Source organism: Bacteroidetes bacterium SB0662_bin_6 (genome assembly GCA_009839485.1).
Lineage (GTDB): Bacteria > Bacteroidota > Rhodothermia > Rhodothermales > VXPQ01 > VXPQ01.
Genome location: VXPQ01000023.1, coordinates 22,522 through 39,974 on the forward strand (window position 1 = coordinate 22,522; position 17,453 = coordinate 39,974).

General features: G+C 56.7%; 20 protein-coding genes and 1 tRNA gene. 14 read left to right on the plus strand and 7 right to left on the minus strand.

Annotated features, from left to right (window positions below; genetic code table 11):
• Window positions 1-38: 38 nt before the first annotated feature.
• The 6 genes from fabG to F4Y00_03480 all read right to left on the minus strand — a co-directional run bounded on the left by fabG (window position 39) and on the right by F4Y00_03480 (window position 4,797).
• Window positions 39-788 (minus strand): 3-oxoacyl-[acyl-carrier-protein] reductase, encoded by a 750-nt coding sequence (fabG, locus tag F4Y00_03455; protein MYE04014.1) that lies wholly within the window; start codon window positions 786-788, stop codon window positions 39-41.
• A 61-nt stretch (window positions 789-849) separates the two neighbouring features.
• On the minus strand, window positions 850-1,797 hold the full coding sequence (gene fabD, locus F4Y00_03460) for an ACP S-malonyltransferase (protein ID MYE04015.1): 948 nt from the start codon (window positions 1,795-1,797) through the stop codon (window positions 850-852).
• Between the two features lie 89 nt (window positions 1,798-1,886).
• The gene (locus tag F4Y00_03465; protein MYE04016.1) at window positions 1,887-2,924 is read right to left on the minus strand and encodes a ketoacyl-ACP synthase III; all 1,038 of its coding nucleotides are present in this window, start codon (window positions 2,922-2,924) and stop codon (window positions 1,887-1,889) included.
• A 76-nt stretch (window positions 2,925-3,000) separates the two neighbouring features.
• A complete protein-coding gene (gene plsX / locus F4Y00_03470) occupies window positions 3,001-4,008 on the minus strand; it encodes a phosphate acyltransferase PlsX (protein ID MYE04017.1) in 1,008 nt (335 codons plus the stop codon).
• 48 nt (window positions 4,009-4,056) lie between these two features.
• Window positions 4,057-4,248 (minus strand): 50S ribosomal protein L32, encoded by a 192-nt coding sequence (locus F4Y00_03475; GenBank protein MYE04018.1) that lies wholly within the window; start codon window positions 4,246-4,248, stop codon window positions 4,057-4,059.
• Window positions 4,249-4,293: 45 nt separating this feature from the next.
• Window positions 4,294-4,797, minus strand: a complete 504-nt coding sequence (locus F4Y00_03480; protein MYE04019.1) for a DUF177 domain-containing protein — start codon at window positions 4,795-4,797, stop codon at window positions 4,294-4,296.
• Between the two features lie 491 nt (window positions 4,798-5,288).
• Here F4Y00_03480 and dnaA point away from each other — a divergent pair, with 491 nt between their 5' ends.
• Window positions 5,289-6,551, plus strand: a complete 1,263-nt coding sequence (gene dnaA / locus F4Y00_03485; protein ID MYE04020.1) for a chromosomal replication initiator protein DnaA — start codon at window positions 5,289-5,291, stop codon at window positions 6,549-6,551.
• 118 nt (window positions 6,552-6,669) lie between these two features.
• The gene (gene dnaN, locus F4Y00_03490; GenBank protein MYE04021.1) at window positions 6,670-7,788 is read left to right on the plus strand and encodes a DNA polymerase III subunit beta; all 1,119 of its coding nucleotides are present in this window, start codon (window positions 6,670-6,672) and stop codon (window positions 7,786-7,788) included.
• A gap of 24 nt (window positions 7,789-7,812) precedes the next feature.
• Here the strand turns inward: dnaN and F4Y00_03495 are convergent, their stop codons facing one another.
• A complete protein-coding gene (locus F4Y00_03495; GenBank protein ID MYE04022.1) occupies window positions 7,813-8,550 on the minus strand; it encodes a sigma-70 family RNA polymerase sigma factor in 738 nt (245 codons plus the stop codon).
• Window positions 8,551-8,764: 214 nt separating this feature from the next.
• Between F4Y00_03495 and rplM the strand changes: the two genes are divergently transcribed.
• The 12 genes from rplM (at window position 8,765) to F4Y00_03555 (ending at window position 17,446) form a co-directional block, all read left to right on the plus strand.
• Window positions 8,765-9,208 (plus strand): 50S ribosomal protein L13, encoded by a 444-nt coding sequence (rplM, locus tag F4Y00_03500; protein ID MYE04023.1) that lies wholly within the window; start codon window positions 8,765-8,767, stop codon window positions 9,206-9,208.
• A gap of 27 nt (window positions 9,209-9,235) precedes the next feature.
• Window positions 9,236-9,631, plus strand: coding sequence for a 30S ribosomal protein S9 (gene rpsI / locus F4Y00_03505; GenBank protein ID MYE04024.1), 396 nt, complete (start codon window positions 9,236-9,238; stop codon window positions 9,629-9,631).
• A 127-nt stretch (window positions 9,632-9,758) separates the two neighbouring features.
• Window positions 9,759-10,565: a 30S ribosomal protein S2 gene (rpsB, locus tag F4Y00_03510; GenBank protein ID MYE04025.1), complete on the plus strand. Its 807-nt coding sequence runs from the start codon at window positions 9,759-9,761 to the stop codon at window positions 10,563-10,565.
• A gap of 71 nt (window positions 10,566-10,636) precedes the next feature.
• Window positions 10,637-11,467: an elongation factor Ts gene (locus F4Y00_03515; protein ID MYE04026.1), complete on the plus strand. Its 831-nt coding sequence runs from the start codon at window positions 10,637-10,639 to the stop codon at window positions 11,465-11,467.
• Window positions 11,468-11,487: 20 nt separating this feature from the next.
• Window positions 11,488-12,240 (plus strand): UMP kinase, encoded by a 753-nt coding sequence (locus F4Y00_03520; protein MYE04027.1) that lies wholly within the window; start codon window positions 11,488-11,490, stop codon window positions 12,238-12,240.
• 52 nt (window positions 12,241-12,292) lie between these two features.
• Window positions 12,293-12,862: a ribosome recycling factor gene (locus F4Y00_03525; protein ID MYE04028.1), complete on the plus strand. Its 570-nt coding sequence runs from the start codon at window positions 12,293-12,295 to the stop codon at window positions 12,860-12,862.
• Window positions 12,863-13,215: 353 nt separating this feature from the next.
• Window positions 13,216-13,304, plus strand: a tRNA-Ser gene (locus F4Y00_03530).
• Between the two features lie 82 nt (window positions 13,305-13,386).
• Window positions 13,387-14,268: a YicC family protein gene (locus F4Y00_03535; protein ID MYE04029.1), complete on the plus strand. Its 882-nt coding sequence runs from the start codon at window positions 13,387-13,389 to the stop codon at window positions 14,266-14,268.
• Window positions 14,265-14,843 carry a guanylate kinase gene (locus F4Y00_03540; protein MYE04030.1) on the plus strand — a complete coding sequence of 193 codons (579 nt, stop codon included), beginning with the start codon at window positions 14,265-14,267 and terminating at the stop codon, window positions 14,841-14,843. The genes F4Y00_03535 and F4Y00_03540 overlap by 4 nt, the downstream gene beginning before the upstream one ends.
• A gap of 38 nt (window positions 14,844-14,881) precedes the next feature.
• Window positions 14,882-15,199 (plus strand): DNA-directed RNA polymerase subunit omega, encoded by a 318-nt coding sequence (locus tag F4Y00_03545; GenBank protein ID MYE04031.1) that lies wholly within the window; start codon window positions 14,882-14,884, stop codon window positions 15,197-15,199.
• A 50-nt stretch (window positions 15,200-15,249) separates the two neighbouring features.
• Complete coding sequence (gene coaBC / locus F4Y00_03550; GenBank protein ID MYE04032.1) at window positions 15,250-16,503, plus strand: bifunctional phosphopantothenoylcysteine decarboxylase/phosphopantothenate--cysteine ligase CoaBC; 1,254 nt, start codon at window positions 15,250-15,252, stop codon at window positions 16,501-16,503.
• A gap of 79 nt (window positions 16,504-16,582) precedes the next feature.
• Complete coding sequence (locus F4Y00_03555) at window positions 16,583-17,446, plus strand: uracil-DNA glycosylase (GenBank protein MYE04033.1); 864 nt, start codon at window positions 16,583-16,585, stop codon at window positions 17,444-17,446.
• Window positions 17,447-17,453 lie beyond the last annotated feature (7 nt).

Here is a 17,453-nt window from a genome sequence, read left to right on the forward strand (position 1 = left end):
TGGCGTGCGGGCCGGTAGCGATATGCTCCCGGCTGGCGTCACATGGCAAGGCCCCCATCTACATGAAGTACATGCCCCGTAATGTAATCCGCCGCGGGGGAGGCCAGGAAGTGTACGGCGTTCGCCACGTCCTGCGGCGTTGCGGTGCGTTTCAGCGCAACCGTATCAAGGAGCGCGCTGCGTGCGGCGTCACTCAAGGCAGCGGTCATATCCGTTTCTACATAGCCCGGGGCCACCACATTTACGGTTACCCCGCGGCCACCGAGTTCTCGGGCCAGACTCTTCGAAAAACCTATGATGCCGGCCTTGGAGGCTGCATAGTTTGTCTGCCCCGGGTTTCCGACAATGCCTATGATGGAAGACATATTCACGATCTTCCCGGCCCGCTGCTTCATCATGGGCCGATACGCCATTTTGCAAAAATTGAACACGCTTTTCAGATTGGTGCCCACGACCGCGTCCCAGTCATGCTCGCTCATCCGAAGCATCAGTCCATCACGTGTAATTCCGGCGTTATTGACCAGCATATCTATGGATCCCCATGCTTCAAGTACACCGCCGACCGCTTCCTCGGCAGAAGAAATCTCCGCGGCGTCTCCCTGAAAAACGAGGCACTCCGAACCGGATTCCTGCAATTTTCGGCAAAGTGCATGCGCCTCGTCCGTAGAAGACCGGTATGTAAAGGCCACGCGTGCGCCGGCCGCGGCCAGCGTTTCGACGACAGCCCGGCCAATGCCTCGAGAAGCACCCGTAACGAGCGCCGTTTTTCCGTCCAGATCGAAAGCCATTATCCCAAAGAAATCAGTGAATCAGAAGAAGCGAACACAAAAGTTGCGCCGCTGCATAGTATTAACAGGCCCTGGCAAGAATCAACGCCAGTTCCTCGGCTTTCCCCGCAAAAACTGTCTTGATGTCCCGCCCAAGCGTACGACGCGCCAGCCCGCACAACACATTACCCGCGCCGATCTCAATATAACCGTCGGCGCCGTCCTCGTGCATGTTCCGGAGTGACCTGGACCAGTACACAGGCGACGTAAGCTGTGCCACCAACGCCTGACGTATCTCCTCGGGATCGCAAGTGGCTAAGGCGGTCACATTGAGGTATACAGGAAAGAGGGGAGATCGGATAGTACATCCGGAGAGCGCGCGTTCGAGCCCTCCACGGGCCTGCTCCATGAGCGGCGAGTGAAAAGCGCCGTTCACGGGCAACTGCACCACGCGCCGAGCGCCCCGGGCGCGCACCTCCTGCATGGCCCGCTCAACCGCCGATGCATCTCCGGATATAACCACCTGTCCGGGGGCATTGAAATTTGCCGCCACCACGGAATCCGAAGCCCCCGAGACCTCCTCGCACGCGCGAATCACCTGGTCATCCTCCATGCCCAGCACGGCGGCCATCGCACCAGGGCGCTCGTCGTCCGCGTTCGCCATGAGTTCGCCGCGGCACCGCACAAGCCGCAGCCCGTCTTCAAAGGAAAGGGCGCCCGCCGCAACCAGGGCACTGTATTCGCCGAGACTGTGACCGGCCGCCATCGCCGCCCGCAAATCCGTGCGGCGCAGTATCGCCATGACCGCCATGCTGTGTACGTACAGCGCAGGTTGGGTCCGGTCGGTGCGCTTCAGCGCAGCATCGCCTTCCGCCGATTTGCCGAACATGAGTTCCGAAAGCGGAAAGCCCAACAGCCGATCCGCCTGATCAATGATCTCGCGGGCTTCGGCGAAGCGCTCGTACAGGTCCTCCGCCATACCTTCGTACTGGCTCCCCTGCCCCGGAAAAAGAAAGACGGCCTTATTCATCATTCGCTATGGGATACTCTGATCAAGTCCGCGAAGTTCGGAGGCTGAGAGGCGCGCGCTGGTGGCGGCATACAACCTGCGCAGACCGGTTACAACTCCGCGGCTACGTGCACTTCCGCCTCTTTGCTCACCACCTTGCTGCCGTCGTAGGCCCAGCGGAGATAACAGGACCCCCAGGTAAATCCGCCACCGAACGCCACGAGAATAAGCACATCTCCCCGGCGCAGGTCACTTTCCCGATCTGCAAAACACAAGGGGATTGTGGCCGCCGTCGTGTTACCGTAGCGGTCGATATTGAGTATGACCTTGTCGCTATCGAGACCCATTTGCCGTGCGGTAGTATCGATGATCCGCTGGTTGGCCTGATGCGGAACGAGATAGCGAATATCGTCCACCCCCAGGTTGTGGCGTTTCATGATCTCTTCGGCGGATCGGGCCATGCCGTCCACGGCATATTTGAACACCGCACGTCCTTGCTGCTGCAAAAAATGCATACCCTTCGCAACCGTTTCGTAGGTGGGAGGATTCAGACTCCCACCTCCCGGCATAGAGAGCAGATCGGCATGTTTCCCGTCAATGCGCTGGTAAAAATCGATGATTCCGCATTCCCCGGGATCAGGCTCCAGAAGTACGGCAGCAGCGGCGTCTCCGAAAAGAACACACGTTGCCCGATCCTCGAAATTCGTAATACCGGTCATCTTGTCTGAGCCAATGACAAGCACTTTCTCATGGCGACCGCTTTCGATCATCTGCGCACCTGTCGCAAGAGCGAAAAGAAACCCGCTGCACGCCGCGGAAAGATCAAAACCCCAGGCATTCGACGCGCCGATGCTATCCTGCACAAGGCAGGCTGTCGCAGGGAAAAACATGTCCGGCGTGATGGTGGCAACGATGATCACATCGATTTCCTCCGGATCCAGCGCCCGCTTCTCCAGCAAATCCTGCGCTGCTTTCGATGCCATGTAGGCGGACGCCTTATCGGGATCGCGGAGAATGCGGCGTTCCCGAATGCCGGTACGCGTCCGGATCCATTCGTCATCGGTATCTACGATTCGCTCAAGATCCGCGTTCGTAAGCCGCTCGCCGGGCAGAAAGCGCCCAACCGCTGTAATGGCCGCATATCTCATAGCGCTGTTGATCGCTGGTTGCATGATTGGGAATGCCCCTTCTGCAAACCCCCTGCACAGATGATGGTTCGGGGCATCATTTGCCGAAGGCCTTGTTCATCGCCTCCAGTGCCCCATGCCGCGCCACATCGGCGGCCATAAGAATAATGCGCTCGATTGCCCGGGGCGTCGACCCGCCATGTCCAATCATCACATTGCCGTTTACTCCAAGCAGTGGCGCTCCGCCATATTCTTCGTAACTGAAACGAAGCCGCACGGCAGAAAGCACATCATGCACCATCTTCTTGTTCGGGTCGGAAAACGCCTGGCGCTCCATTTCTTCCGCAATCATCTGGGGGAATGCGGACGCAACGCTCTCCCCGAACTTGAGAAGGATGTTGCCGACGAATCCGTCGCAGACCACCACGTCAGCCATGTGGTGCAGGATGTCACGCCCCTCGATATTCCCGCAGAAATGAATGTCCGGAGACGCCTGGAGGAGTTTGTAGGCGGCCTTGACCTGCTCGTTTCCCTTCCGGGCTTCCTCGCCCAGGTTCACCAGGGCCACCCTCGGATTCTCAAGCTGCATCACAGTGGACGCATAGATCGAGCCCATCTTCGCAAACTGAAGCAGGTGCTCCGGGCGGCAATCCACATTGGTGCCCACATCGAGGATGATGCAATGGCCCCTGGTCGTCGGGAAAAAGGCAACGACCGAGGGACGGACAACGCCCTGTAAACTACCCAGTATGAAAAGCGAAGCCGCCATGATGGCGCCTGTATTTCCAGCGCTGACAAATCCGTGGGCCCTGCCTTCCTGCACCGCGCCAAGCCCGACATGAATGGAAGAACCCCACTTCGATTTTACGGCGGCGGCCGGGGCTTCGTCCATAGCGATCACATCAGGTGCATGAATGATGTGCAATGGCAACAGGTCGGTAACCTCCTTCCTTTGCGCTATCTCCGCTTGCAAGGCATCTTCCTGCCCCACAAGAAGCACCTCAAGATCATCGCCCGAAGCCTCCAGCGCATGTATAGCGCCCTCTACGACAACGGAGGGGGCCTTGTCGCCCCCCATGGCATCAACCGCTACCCGAATGGCCATGTTGGAAGATATGGAGAAACGGCCGGCGGACCGGACGCAATGTATGGCCTAAACGGCTTCCTTCGGCTCGATCACCTGACGGCCCCGGTAATAACCGCAACCGGGACAAGCGTGATGCAAGAGCATCGACGTGCCGCAGTTGGGGCACTCCGCTATTTGGGGTTGCTTCAAGCTACCGTAGTACCGGGCACGGCGTTGCCGTGTTCGAGCCTTGGAGTGTTTTCTTTTTGGATTCGCCATGATTTTCTGTGTTCACCGGCAAACGTATCGGCGTGAACGCCGACCTTAATCCCGGTCCTCCTCTGACTTCAATGCAATGAGTGCTTCCCAGCGTGGGTCTATGCTGCTGTCCTGCGTTCCTTGCGGGGCGCCGAACCTCATCGGGATGTCTATGTCCTCTGCCCCGGGAGCGACGCGACGCGCCGGGACCGCAAGCAAAATCGTGTCTCGCGTAACATCGGTAAGGTCCAGAACCCGATCGCTCGGGTCCATTATCCTGACCTCATTACAGCTGCCTTCCCTGCCGCCTGCGAACTCCGCGCAGGAAAACAGGATGCGGTACGTACCTTCGATCAGTCGATCGAAAGAACGCAACGTACGGTCGCATTCCAGCGTAGCCCGCGCTCGAATCGTCAGCGAAACGAAAATGCGCCCCTCGGCCACGTCAAGGCGTGCCGTGACTTCCACATCCCGAAACACCGAAGGGTCCAGTTCCAGCGCCTCGACCTCCGGCTTGAACGTTCGTTCATGCACTCCGGACGCCAGCGCTTCGATACCTATCGCAAACATGACAGCATGTCAAATCTGTTCCATCAAACGAAGATATGCACGCCAGCGTTCCAAGACAAAAACGCGCCACGGATTCGCCCGAAATGCCATGTGGTGTAAACAGAGATTCCGTACCGCCCCGCACATGCGAAATCCAGGGCATGCCGGCTTGTCTTTTGATCCCGAAATAGTTACCATCCTGCCATGTGTTCCGCAGGAAAAGAAGGCGCTGTCGAGTGTCAGGAGAAGGATTCCTCCGGATAACGCAAAAAAATGGTATGTTTGTGAGTAAGTTGTTGGCAAGTTTGCCTCATCCACTGGAGATACGTAACCAGCGACGATAAAATGAAGCGGGAAATGTGGAAAAGTGGCCGAATTTTTGACTTAAGTCTTTTATTCATTGGGACCTGTACAAAAACAGATGATGTGCATAACCTGTGAGCGTATCCATCGGAAACCGAACATGAAACATGCGAATCCTCGAGGGAATAACTCCCGATTGTGAATAATAGGTGCATATCGGACGAACTACGCCATCCGGCGGGTTTTTCGACGACATGGCCATCGTGAGCGACAGCGTGAAACAGGACGATCAAAAAGCATCCGCATATCCGCCGGGCAGTGCAAAGAAACAACCGGCGTCTGTTCCCGAGGCAGAGCCCTTTTCCGAACCGGCTGCCCCGGACTATCTGCTCCACGCTGCGCCGGGCGCTTCCGAATCCTCAGACCCGTTCTTCGTCGCCTCGGGACTTCCGCTCAACGGTTCGTACACCTTTGACCGATTCATAGAAGGCGATTGTAACCAGTTCGCCCGTAGCGTGGCCCTGGCCATCGCACAGCAGCCCCGTCATACGACCTTTAACCCGTTACTGATTTACGGGGGCGTCGGGTTAGGAAAAACACACCTGGTTCAGGCCATCGGCAATCATGTCCGTAAGCACAGCAACTACAAGGTCCTCTATACGTCGAGTGATTATTTCACCTCGGACTATATGCAATCGCTCCGGACAAACCGGAGCAACGAATTTGTCGCGTTCTACAGTGAAATAGACCTGTTAATCATCGACGACATCCAGTTCTTCAGCGATCAGGAAAAAACGCAGGAAGGCCTCTTCCACATCTTCAATATCCTGTACCAGGCCGGCAAACAGATCGTCTTTTCGACGGACCGGGCTCCGCAGGAAATGGCCGGCATGGCCGACCGGCTGCTCTCGCGGTTTCAGGGAGGACTGGTCGCCGATCTCCAGCAACCCGAGCTGGAAACACGCATCGCCATTCTGAATCGCAAAGCCAATGACCAGGGTATCTCCATCCCTTACGCATTCATCGAATTCATTGCACACCATGTCAAGAACAATGTCCGCGAGTTGGAGAGCGCTCTGATACGGCTATTGGCGCACGCCACGTTGCACCGGCGTGAAATAGATATCCCGCTCATTCGGGAAGTGCTGGGCGAACTGCTCATCGACACGCATGCAAAACCGGCGGTGGAAGAAATCCGCCGCATCACCTGCGAATACCTTGGAGTCTCTGAGGACCTGGTGCTTGGCCGGGGGCGAAAACGCGAGATTGTGCAGGCACGTCATGTAGGTATGTACTTCAGCAAACAATTGACGGGGCATTCTCTCGCAACGATAGGCAGGTATTTCGGCGGCAAGGATCATTCTACCGTGATTCATGCCTGCCGGGGGGTCGAGAATCACATGGAGACAGACCCGAATTTCCGGGAAACCCTCAAACGAATCCGTCGGGAAATTGAGATACGTCATCGGTGATTCTTTCGCCCGCGCATTGCTATCTTAGTAACCCGGACATGGCTATTTTGCTAACCGTAGTGCTGCAAACCATCGCATACCTGCCACCCGAGGGAGCGATACATTAAACATTAACACTATGAAATTTACCGCCTCCAGCGCCGATCTCCTCAAGGCGCTGACTACCGCCGGGGGAGCCGTCCCCACAAAAAGCACCCTGCCTATTCTGGAGTGCATTCTTTTCGAACAGGTTGACGAAACGCGCCTTAGCCTGAGTGCAACGGATCTGGAGGTCACTATTGTACAACAGGTAGAAGTGCAATTTGAAGAAAACCACACCCCACGCATTGCCGTGCCGGCCCGGCGCCTGCTGGACACGCTGCGCGCTCTGCCCGAAGTACCGATCTCCTTCCAGGCGGATGAGGAATTCCGGATCGTGCTCAAAACCGATGTGGGCGAATACAAAATGTCCGGACATGATGGGAGCGACTATCCATCCCTGCCCGAACTCGACCCGGAACACAGTATAGAAACCACCGGCGATCTGATCCGACGCGCGATCGACAAGACGAGTTTTGCCGTCAGCAGGGACGCACTGCGCCCGGCCATGATGGGGGTGTACTTTCAGATCGGTCCGGATCCGGGGCGTGCGGTCGCGACCGACGGACACCGCCTTGTCCGTATGCAAATCGACTCCATGACGGCGCAGGAAGATGTCAATTTCATCATTCCGGAAAAAGCCATCTCACTGGCCAGCAAGGTCCTCTCCGGAGAAACATGTACGATTCTCGTGGACGCAGGGTATGCGGGCTTCGTCGCCGGCAATACTCGCATTCTGGTGCGGCTTATTGCCGAAGCATACCCCAACTACGAAGCCGTTATTCCGAAAGACAACGACAAGCGGATTGTTGTGGAGCGGAATGCGCTACTCGCCGCAGTGAAACGCGTCAGCCTGTATTCGTCCAGCCTGACGCCTCAGATACGGTTGAAGCTCAATGCAGACCACATCGAAATTCATGCACAGGATATTGAGCGGGCGAGCGAAGCGCATGAAACCGTACCATGCGAATACAACAGCGAGCAGATGGCTATCGGATTCAATGCAACCTATCTGAACGAGGTCCTGGGGCACATCGACGACGATGAAGTCGTTATCGAGTTCAGTTCTCCGAACCGCGCCGGCGTCGTTACGCCGCAAACCCAGCGCGAAGGCGAACATGTCCTGATGCTCATCATGCCGGTGATGCTGAACAACTGACAGATCAAGCGGCGCCGCGCGCCATTATTCGAAATTTTTTAGAAATTCCGCATCTTCCCGCAAACGTTTGATTGCTTTGTAGATGTATGCGCGAATGGTCGGAAGCGGTCGACCTGTCCGCTGCGCGATCTCTGTATACGATAACCCGGTAAGAAAGCGAAGCTGCACGCAAGCATGCAGATGAGGCGGAAGCCTATCGATGGCGCGGGCCAGGGCCTCTTGTCTTTTTCCGGATTCATTGTAAGCAACCGGCGTTTCCGCCACGAGAGAAGGCAACGGGACGTGTCCGATCGGTATCTGGTGGCGTTTCGAGCGAAGGTAGTTGCGGAACGTATTCTTGCACACCACGCTGACCCAATTCGCATAACGCGACGGCTCCCTGATCTGGCCTTCTCGTTCTTCCGTTTTGCGAAACGCGGTCTCGACGATCATATCCAGATCCACTGCGCTCCAGGATGCTTCCTGAACGAATTTCACGAGAAAATATCTTCGGATAAAACAGTACGTCCATAGCTGAATCACTTCGCGCTCATGGGCGTCCCGTGAGGCGTACCAGCGTAAATAGGTTGCGTTTATGGCGGAAATGTCGTCGAGATGAAAAGGCAGGGCAGCCACCAATTCGTCCAGCGATTCAAAGGATGAGTACAGCATTGGATAGCCCGGAGGCAGGCGAGGAAATAAAGCAGACTGCGGAAAAAACCGCACAAGTAACGGTTTCGAGGAAGGTTCTGGCGGATCAAAGACGTCGCAAGACCGCTGCATAAAATCACGGTCGGCATCTGTGTGGAAAAACTTGACGTAATACTCCAAAGGCCGTATTTTCCTTGGCTACGTTGATTCGTAACAGGTGTTTGTCAGAGTCGTCCGGGTACTCCACTGGAATGATCCGACGCCACGGAAACGCCTTGATCGGTGCCTGTGCGGGAATTCAGGCAAAGATGTGCTGCGTAGCGGCTCAAGATAAATGATTTCAGCCATGAATGCGAATAGCTTCAAAACTTATTCCGCCAAACCCGGCGACGTGGAGCGCACGTGGTACGTCGTCGATGCCACGCATCAGGTGGTCGGACGCCTTGCATCGCGCATCGCCTCGATTCTACGCGGAAAACACAAGCCTCGGTTCACGCCCCATGTGGATACCGGCGATTTTGTGATTGTCGTGAATGCGGACAAGGTCCGCCTCACCGGCAACAAGGAAACGGCAAAAGAATACTTTCGTTACAGCGGATACCCAGGTGGCGAACGGTTTACGACACCCGAGGAAATGCGCACCTCCAAACCGGATTTTATCGTGCGGAACGCCGTCCGGGGAATGATGCCGAAAGGCCCCCTTGGCCGTCAGATGCTCAAAAAGCTGAAGGTGTACGCCGGCCCGGACCATCCGCACGGAGCACAGAAACCAAAGGAACTCACCTTATAACCAAGCGAAGCGACGACTCCCTCATTCATGGCAGCACTTGCTCAGCACATCGGCATAGGCCGTCGAAAAACATCCACCGCACGCGTTTATCTGCGCGCCGGCAACGGTCAGGTAACGGTTAACCGCCGTCCCTATGAAGAATATTTTCCGCTCGACTGGCGGCGTAAGATCATCTTTCAGCCCTTTGAGGTGACCGGAACGACCGGGCAATTCGATGTGCTGGTCAATGCAAAAGGCGGGGGATTGACGGGACAGGTTGAAGCCATCCGACTCGGCATTGCTCGTGCGCTGATTGATTTTAACGAAGATTTTAAAAAACCTCTTCGCGACGCCGGACTCCTTACCCGGGATGACCGCATGGTCGAACGCAAGAAGTACGGTCGTCCGAAGGCCCGCAAACGGTTCCAGTTCAGCAAGCGGTAACGCATGCACCGGACAACCGTTTTTAATCACACATACCGCCTGACATGCAACAGGGTGGCCGGGGCGCCGGTCATGTTTCATGAGGGATGGCGGTAGAGGAACAAACCCGGCGGATTCCGCCCTATTCATGAGCGAAACGACACCCGCAACGACCGTCTCCGAGCCCGGAGCAACCCCGAAGGAAGCCCCTGAAACCGGACAGAAATCCGGACATCAGGTCAGCATTGAGCAACTCCTTAAAGCGGGTACGCATTTCGGGCACCTCACGTCCCGCTGGAATCCGAAGATGAAGAAATACATCTTCATGCAGCGGAACAACATCCATATCATCGACCTGATGCAAACGCAGGCGATGCTGAACAACGCGGCAGAGGCGGCGTCCCGTTTTGCGCGCATGGGCAGGCCGCTCCTCTTCGTAGGCACGAAAAAACAGGCCAGGGAAACGGTCCGTAACTATGCGGTATCGTGCGATTCTCCGTATGTGGTTGAACGCTGGCTTGGCGGCACACTGACGAATTTTCAGACTATTCGCGGGAGCATCCGGCGAATGGACGAACTGGCCCGATTCGAGGAAGGCGAATCTTTCCAGACGCTCAAGAAAAAGGAGCGGCTGATGCATACCCGCGAACACGAAAAACTCGTGAAGGTGCTCAGCGGCATAGCCACTATGCCGCGTCTTCCGGGAGCGGTTTTCGTGGTGGACATCAATCGGGAACACATTGCCGTAAAGGAGGCGCGCAAACTCGGCATACCGATCATTGCAATGATCGATACGAACTGCGATCCGGACCTGGTGGATTACCCGATCCCGGCCAATGACGACGCACTCAAGTCGATCCAGCTCGTTACCTCCGTCATTGCCGGTGCGGTGAACGAAGGCAAGCGGGCGAAAGAAACCAGGGAAACCCAGGAAGGCAACAAGCGGAAATCCTGACGAACCGGCGATCCTCGCAGCCGCACGGATCGCTCCTCTTGCAAATTCCTCTTTGAAGACAGGAAACGACCATGACTATAACGGCAGCCGACGTCAAAAAACTCCGTGAACTCACGGGAGTCGGCATGATGGACTGCAAAAAAGCACTCCAGGAAGCGAACGGCAATCTGGAAGCCGCCGTGGATATTCTGCGCAAAAAAGGGCAGAAGGTGGCAGAGAAACGAGCCGCTCGAGAAGCCAATGAGGGGCTCGTGGTGGCTGCAATTTCCGACAACGGAAAAAAAGGGGCGCTCCTCGAACTCAATTGTGAAACCGACTTCGTAGCAAGGAACGAGGAGTTCAGACAGCTGGCCGAAGCCATTGCCCGGATCGTACTGGAAAAAGCACCGCAAAACACCGATGCATTGCAGGGCGTCGAGTTCGCGGAGGGCCGATCTGTGGAACAGACCCTGGTGGAAGCCACGGGAAAAATCGGCGAAAAGATTGTCGCGCGCCGGTTCGCCCTGCTTGAAAGCGAGGATGGGCAAATCGTCGCCTATATTCATCCGGGCTCCCGTCTCGGGGTCCTTGTGGACATGTACGGCAACGGTCAAGTGGAAGATGCCGGAACCGATGTGGCCATGCAGGTGGCCGCCATGAACCCCGTTGCCGCTACCAAGGAAGATGTCCCCGAGAGCATCAAGGAGAAAGAACTTGAGATTGCGCGGGAATCCGCCCGGAACGAAGGCAAACCGGAGCACATTATTGACCGAATCGCCAACGGTAAGCTGGAACGGTACTACAAGGATCACGTGCTGGTCGAACAACCTTTCGTCAAGGATTCCTCAATGAGTGTAAAGGCTATGCTGAAAACGGCGGAGGCTGGCGTACACCGGTTCGTTCGTTTCGCACTGGGAGAATAATCTCCTGACCCCCTGAAATCATGGCAAGCGATACGCATCGGAGCGCATACAAGCGTATCCTGCTCAAACTGAGCGGGGAAGCGTTGCTGGGCGCCCGGTCGTACGGCATTGATCCCGATGTGCTTGCCGGATACGCCCGGGAAATCGAAACCATTGTGGAGCGCGGAATGGAGGTGGCCGTCGTAATCGGCGGCGGCAACATTTTTCGCGGCGTTCGAACGACCCATGCCGGGATGACCCGTGCACATGCGGATTACATGGGCATGCTCGCCACAATGATTAATGCCATGGCCCTGCAAGACGCGCTGGAGCAGGCGGGTCTGCAGACACGGTTGCAATCCAGTATAAAGATGGAGGAAATCGCCGAGCCGTTCATCCGCCGGCGGGCTATCCGCCATCTGGAAAAAGGACGGGTGGTCATCTTCGGCGCCGGCACCGGGAATCCATACTTCACGACCGACACGGCTGCTGCACTTCGGGCTCTCGAAATCGAAGCCGATGCTCTCTTGAAAGGTACGCGGGTCGCCGGCATTTTTTCGGCGGATCCCGAAGCCGAACCGGATGCGAAAATGTACGATGAAATTTCCGGGGACGAGGTCATTCGCAGAAATCTCCGCGTTATGGATATTACGGCCTTTACCCTCTGCCGCGAATCGAAACTGCCGATCCTCGTGTTCAATGTGAATGAGCCGGGCAATCTGCAGAGTATCGTCTCCGGCAAACGCATCGGCACTGTTGTCCACTGGAACGAAAACCCGCCGGTGGCGCCCTGAAAAATCGAGGGGTATCCAGCACGGAAATATTCTCCTTCACACGAGTCCAGCCATGATCAATGAGCATCTCAAAGCGCTCCTCCAGGAGGCCGAAGAACACATGGAGAAAAGCCTCGAATGGTTGCGGGGCGAACTACATGTCATCCGGGCGGGGCGGGCCACACCGGCCATGATCGACAACCTGCGGGTGGATTACTATGGCGCCCAGACTCCGCTCAACCAGATTGCGAGCATCGGCGCCCCGCAGCCCGACTTGCTCACCGTACAACCATGGGATCGGGGCGCGCTCGAAGCAATCGAAAAAAGCATTATAGCATCGAACACGGGTCTCAATCCGTCGAACGATGGGACCATGATTCGCATCCCGGTACCCCCGCTTTCGGAGGAGCGGCGGCGGGACCTTGTCAAAACGGCAAAAAGCCGGGGAGAAGACGCAAAAATCGGCATTCGCAACATTCGCCGTGACATCAAGGACAAAATGCGCAAGATGGGCGAGGCAGAGCATATTCCGGAAGACATGCTGTTTGAAGGAGGCGACCAACTGCAGGAAGTCACGGACCGTTTGACAGGCCTTGTCGACTCGCTTACCGCCCGCAAGGAGGAGGAAATCATGGAGGTATAATCCGGCCCTGCATCGGGCGGTACAGCCCCCGTACGGCAATATCCCGGAACGAACCCCGTGGCTCTTCAAGTATAGGATACCCTGATCAAAACCACTTCGCTCAGCGCTTCACGTTCGTAAGCACAGGACGTCATGATTCCATCGTTGAAATCAGCAGAAAACATTGCGGATTCGGGGCATCGCGGACGTGAAGCGCCCTGCGGGAGGCTGCGAGGGGTGCGCTGGCTGCGTCATTCCTCATTATGTGGGGCCTGCCACATTGCTTCGTCATTCCTTGCCAGCGCACCCCTCGCAGCCTCTGAGCTTCGCGGACTTAATCAGAGTATCCTATAAGCGACCGTTTACTATGTCCCGGAGAGGTGCCCGAGCGGCCGAAGGGGCTCGCCTGGAAAGCGAGTGTACCGTTCACGCGGTACCGTGGGTTCGAATCCCACCCTCTCCGCTCTGTTTTCGCGGCCGGACCGGATGAAACCGAACCGGAAAATTACGGACCGCGCCCATTGCTCATCTGAATACCCGCTTCCATGATACACAGCATGACCGGTTTTGGTCTTGGGGAAGCGGAGGTAAACGGCACGTCGTCGACCGTCGAACTTCGCTCGGTCAACAATCGCTTCTGTGAAGTATCCGTGCGCCTGCCGCGCAGCCTGAACGAATACGAATCGGAGGTCCAGGCCCGCATAAAAAAGAACTTTGCGCGGGGTCGGATCACCGCCCGAATTCAGGTGGAGACGGGACAAGACCAGCTTGCTTCCCTCAGGATAAACCCCGAGGGGGTAAGGCATTGCATGGAACTGCTGAATGAACTGCGTGAAACGGCCGGGCTCACCGAACCGGTGCGGCTCAAGCATCTTTTGAGATATTCCGATATTTTTCAGACGACGGAGGTTTCTCCCGAAGAAACGCTCCAAGGTTGGAACGCCTCGGAACAAGCGCTCGACAAGGCTATAGCCAACCTGCAAGCCATGCGGCGCCTCGAAGGAGACGCCCTCCTGAAAGACATGGAACAACGGCTACAAGCTATCGACCTGCTGCTGGAGCAGGCTGAAACCCTCGCGCCGAAGCGGGTCGAGGGTGCACGGGAGCGGCTGCGCCAGCGGGTGGCTGATGTACTCGAAGACAACCGTATCGACCCTCACCGTCTGGAACTGGAGATTGCGATCCTGGCCGATCGTCTGGACGTCACCGAGGAGTGCGTACGCCTGAAATCTCACTTGAATCTTTTCCGCAAGTGCCTCGCAAGTGAGCATGCGGAAGGCCGGAAGCTTAATTTCATTGCACAGGAAATACATCGTGAAGTGAATACGCTCGGGTCCAAATCCGGAGACACGGAGATTTCCTACCTTGCAGTAGCCATGAAAGACGAACTGGAAAAAATTCGCGAGCAAGCACAGAACGTGGAATGAAACCCCCCGACCACAACCCGCGCATTGTGGTGCTCACGGCCCCCAGCGGTTCCGGCAAAACGACCATAGCCAACCGGATCATGGCCGCCATACCGGCTTTTCGCTTTTCGGTATCGGCCACCACGCGACCCCGGCGTCCTGACGAAAAGGATGGTAAAGACTATCACTTCCTTTCACACCAGGAATTCCAGGCGCGTATCCACTCCGGCGAGATGCTCGAACATGAAGAAGTGTATCCGGGACGTTTGTACGGTACGCTGCGGTCCGAACTGGAAGGCGCCAGCACTGAAAACCCGGTCCTGCTCGATATCGACATTGACGGCGCCTTCAAAATAAAGAACATTTTCGGCAACGATGCACTTATCGTTTTTATTCGGCCCCCATCCTTGAGGGAGCTCGGGCGGCGCCTCCGGGAACGCGCCACGGAAAACGAGGAAACCATTCGAGTCCGGCTTGACCGGGCGCGCCGGGAACTCGATGCGGCCAGAAAAGCGGACAAGGTTATCGAAAACGACGATGTCGAGCGGGCTGTCAAGGAAACCTTGCGTGTGGTCCGCCGGTTTATCAGAGGTTGAATTACAGAATTCCCGAAAATGCATACAGGGGCCCTTCCATGGGAATGAAGACTATAGACATCGAAAACCTCACGGCACAGAACAGCAATGTGTACGAAACCGTCGTGGTGCTTTCGAAACGTGCACGTCAAATAGCCGCGCGACAGAAGGCTGAACTTGACGAAAAACTGGCGTATTACGAGGGTTTTACATCCGAGATGGACAATCTCCGGATGCAGGAGGAACAGGCTCGTGTATCGCTGGAATACGAGAAACGTCCCAAGCCCTCCGAGATCGCTATCGGCGAGCTTGAGGAAAACGAAATTTACTTCCGGAATCCCGACAAAGAAGACTTGTCCGGAGCACTTCCCGGCTGAGCGCCTTTCCCTCAGGCACTCAAATACATTCCGGGCCTTTCGGTGAGAACATGACGGCCAGCAAGCCATATGCCGAATTGCACGGGCGGCATATCCTGCTCGGCGTTACAGGTGGCATTGCTGCATATAAGTCCGTCGAACTCGTGCGCCTGTTGAAGAAGGCGGGTGCAGATGTTCAGGTCCTGATGACGCCGGACGCGTCCCGTTTCATTACCCCGTTGACCCTGGGCACGGTATCGGGACACCCCGTTCTTACGGACATCTTCCCGGAGGCGGAAGATGGATCATGGACCCGGCACATTTCCCTCAGCCACTGGGCGGATGTCTTTGTCATTGCCCCGGCGACCGCGCAGACGCTGGCCAAAATGGCGGGGGGGTTCTGCGACAATATTCTTACGGCCACAGCGCTTGCCGCTCGGTGTCCGCTTCTCGTCTGCCCTGCCATGGACGAGGACATGCTGGTCCATCCGGCCACGCAGCGTAACATGGAGACTCTCCGTGCCTGCGGACATGTCCTGATGCCCCCAACCTACGGCCCTCTTGCAAGCGGGCTGGTAGGTCAGGGCCGCTTGCCGGAGCCGGAAGAGATTATGCAGCGCATCCTCAAAATGATCGCTGCAGACAAGGAAGGCGGCGATGCTGCCTCTCGTGATCTCGAAAACATACGGGTGCTCGTAACGGCGGGGCCTACCCGGGAGCATGTAGACCCGGTACGCTTTCTCAGCAATCCCTCCTCCGGCAAGATGGGTTTTGCTCTCGCGGAAGCGGCCGCCCGGCGCGGTGCGGCGGTAACGCTCATTTGCGGCCCGGCACATCTCGAAACCCCCCTGCATGTGGAGCGAATCAATGTGGAAAGCGCCGAGGAAATGCACGACGCCGTCATGGCGCATCGCGAAGCGGATATTGTGATCATGGCCGCCGCCGTCGCGGATTACGCCCCCATGGAACGCGCCACGAAAAAAATCAAAAAGGGAAGCGGAAATATGGTGTTGCACTTGCGACGCACACCGGATATTCTTTATGCATTGCAACAACGCCGGGCCGAGGGACAGCTCCTTGTGGGTTTCGCCATGGAAACCAGTGAGGGACTGGAAAACGCGCGCAAAAAGCTCCAGGAAAAAAACATGGACTGGATTGTGCTCAACATGCTTACTGCCGGATCAGGATTCGAAACGGAAACCAATCGGATCACATTGCTGAATCGTAATGGGCACGAGGAGGCGCTTCCCATGATGAGCAAACGGGAGGCCGCGGAAATCATTCTGGATCGCATTACTTTAACATCGGATCGGCCTGCAGCGTAACGATCCGGCGGGCAAAACCCGGTATCGATCCCGGCGCACCGGTCCCGATTCGACGAAGGCTCATGACTTCATGCCAGCAATGCCCCTTCTTGAAGAACTGAAAACCATCATCGAACACGAACAATGCCTCGCCGGTCCTTTGGTCCCGCTTCCGCATCCCGGCAAGGAAAACGGCGGGCGCGCACCGGCATCCGATAGCACCCCCTCCGAAATGACCCGTACTCCTTCTTCCCCGACGAGCAGGATGGCGCCTTCCGAAAACGCCGGTGGCGATCTGTTCGGCCATGGGGCCGTTTCGGGACCGGGGACCGGTAACAGCCGATCAGCCTATGCGCGCATTCATGCGCTCATCCCGGCGGAATCCCCGCTGCACGAGATGAATACGCTGGAGGAAGTGGAAGCATTCGTACGGGACAATGTGCTCATTCCACTGGATAAAACCCGCAAAAACCCGGTGTTCGGCACCGGAAACCCGGATGCGGACCTCATGGTCATCGGGGAAGCGCCGGGAGCGGACGAAGATGCCCAGGGAGAACCTTTCGTGGGGCGGGCCGGCATGTTGCTGAACAAGATACTGGAGGCCATCCGCTTCGCACGCGAAGAAGTCTACATAGCCAACATTCTAAAAAGCCGCCCGCCGAACAATCGGGACCCGCTTGCGGGTGAAGTGAAAGCGCACGCCCCGATTCTCTACAAGCAGATCGCTCTGATTCAACCCAAAATCCTCCTCTGCGTCGGCAAAACGTCGGCAACCACGTTGCTCGATCGGCAGGATTCCCTGAAAGCCATGAGGCAAAAATTTCACGACTTTCATGGCCTTCCGCTGCTTGTTACCTATCACCCGGCGGCGCTGCTGCGTAATCCCGGATGGAAACGACCCGCCTGGGAGGATGTACAGATGCTTCGCGAACGCTACGACCAGTTGACGGGAAACGCGGCCTGACCGTCGA

Excerpts from the sequence above, each read along its gene's own strand:
- F4Y00_03540 (MYE04030.1), top strand. The coding sequence starts at position 14,265 with ATGAAACCCCCCGACCACAACCCGCGCATTGTGGTGCTCACGGCCCCC.
- F4Y00_03495 (MYE04022.1), bottom strand. The coding sequence starts at position 8,550 with ATGCAGCGGTCTTGCGACGTCTTTGATCCGCCAGAACCTTCCTCGAAA.
- F4Y00_03465 (MYE04016.1), bottom strand. The coding sequence starts at position 2,924 with ATGAGATATGCGGCCATTACAGCGGTTGGGCGCTTTCTGCCCGGCGAG.
- F4Y00_03555 (MYE04033.1), top strand. The coding sequence starts at position 16,583 with ATGCCCCTTCTTGAAGAACTGAAAACCATCATCGAACACGAACAATGC.
- fabD (MYE04015.1), bottom strand. The coding sequence starts at position 1,797 with ATGAATAAGGCCGTCTTTCTTTTTCCGGGGCAGGGGAGCCAGTACGAA.
- F4Y00_03520 (MYE04027.1), top strand. The coding sequence starts at position 11,488 with ATGGCAAGCGATACGCATCGGAGCGCATACAAGCGTATCCTGCTCAAA.
- rpsB (MYE04025.1), top strand. The coding sequence starts at position 9,759 with ATGAGCGAAACGACACCCGCAACGACCGTCTCCGAGCCCGGAGCAACC.
- rpsI (MYE04024.1), top strand. The coding sequence starts at position 9,236 with ATGGCAGCACTTGCTCAGCACATCGGCATAGGCCGTCGAAAAACATCC.
- dnaN (MYE04021.1), top strand. The coding sequence starts at position 6,670 with ATGAAATTTACCGCCTCCAGCGCCGATCTCCTCAAGGCGCTGACTACC.
- F4Y00_03475 (MYE04018.1), bottom strand. The coding sequence starts at position 4,248 with ATGGCGAATCCAAAAAGAAAACACTCCAAGGCTCGAACACGGCAACGC.
- F4Y00_03515 (MYE04026.1), top strand. The coding sequence starts at position 10,637 with ATGACTATAACGGCAGCCGACGTCAAAAAACTCCGTGAACTCACGGGA.
- rplM (MYE04023.1), top strand. The coding sequence starts at position 8,765 with ATGAATGCGAATAGCTTCAAAACTTATTCCGCCAAACCCGGCGACGTG.
- F4Y00_03525 (MYE04028.1), top strand. The coding sequence starts at position 12,293 with ATGATCAATGAGCATCTCAAAGCGCTCCTCCAGGAGGCCGAAGAACAC.
- F4Y00_03545 (MYE04031.1), top strand. The coding sequence starts at position 14,882 with ATGGGAATGAAGACTATAGACATCGAAAACCTCACGGCACAGAACAGC.
- fabG (MYE04014.1), bottom strand. The coding sequence starts at position 788 with ATGGCTTTCGATCTGGACGGAAAAACGGCGCTCGTTACGGGTGCTTCT.
- plsX (MYE04017.1), bottom strand. The coding sequence starts at position 4,008 with ATGGCCATTCGGGTAGCGGTTGATGCCATGGGGGGCGACAAGGCCCCC.
- F4Y00_03480 (MYE04019.1), bottom strand. The coding sequence starts at position 4,797 with ATGTTTGCGATAGGTATCGAAGCGCTGGCGTCCGGAGTGCATGAACGA.
- coaBC (MYE04032.1), top strand. The coding sequence starts at position 15,250 with ATGACGGCCAGCAAGCCATATGCCGAATTGCACGGGCGGCATATCCTG.
- F4Y00_03535 (MYE04029.1), top strand. The coding sequence starts at position 13,387 with ATGATACACAGCATGACCGGTTTTGGTCTTGGGGAAGCGGAGGTAAAC.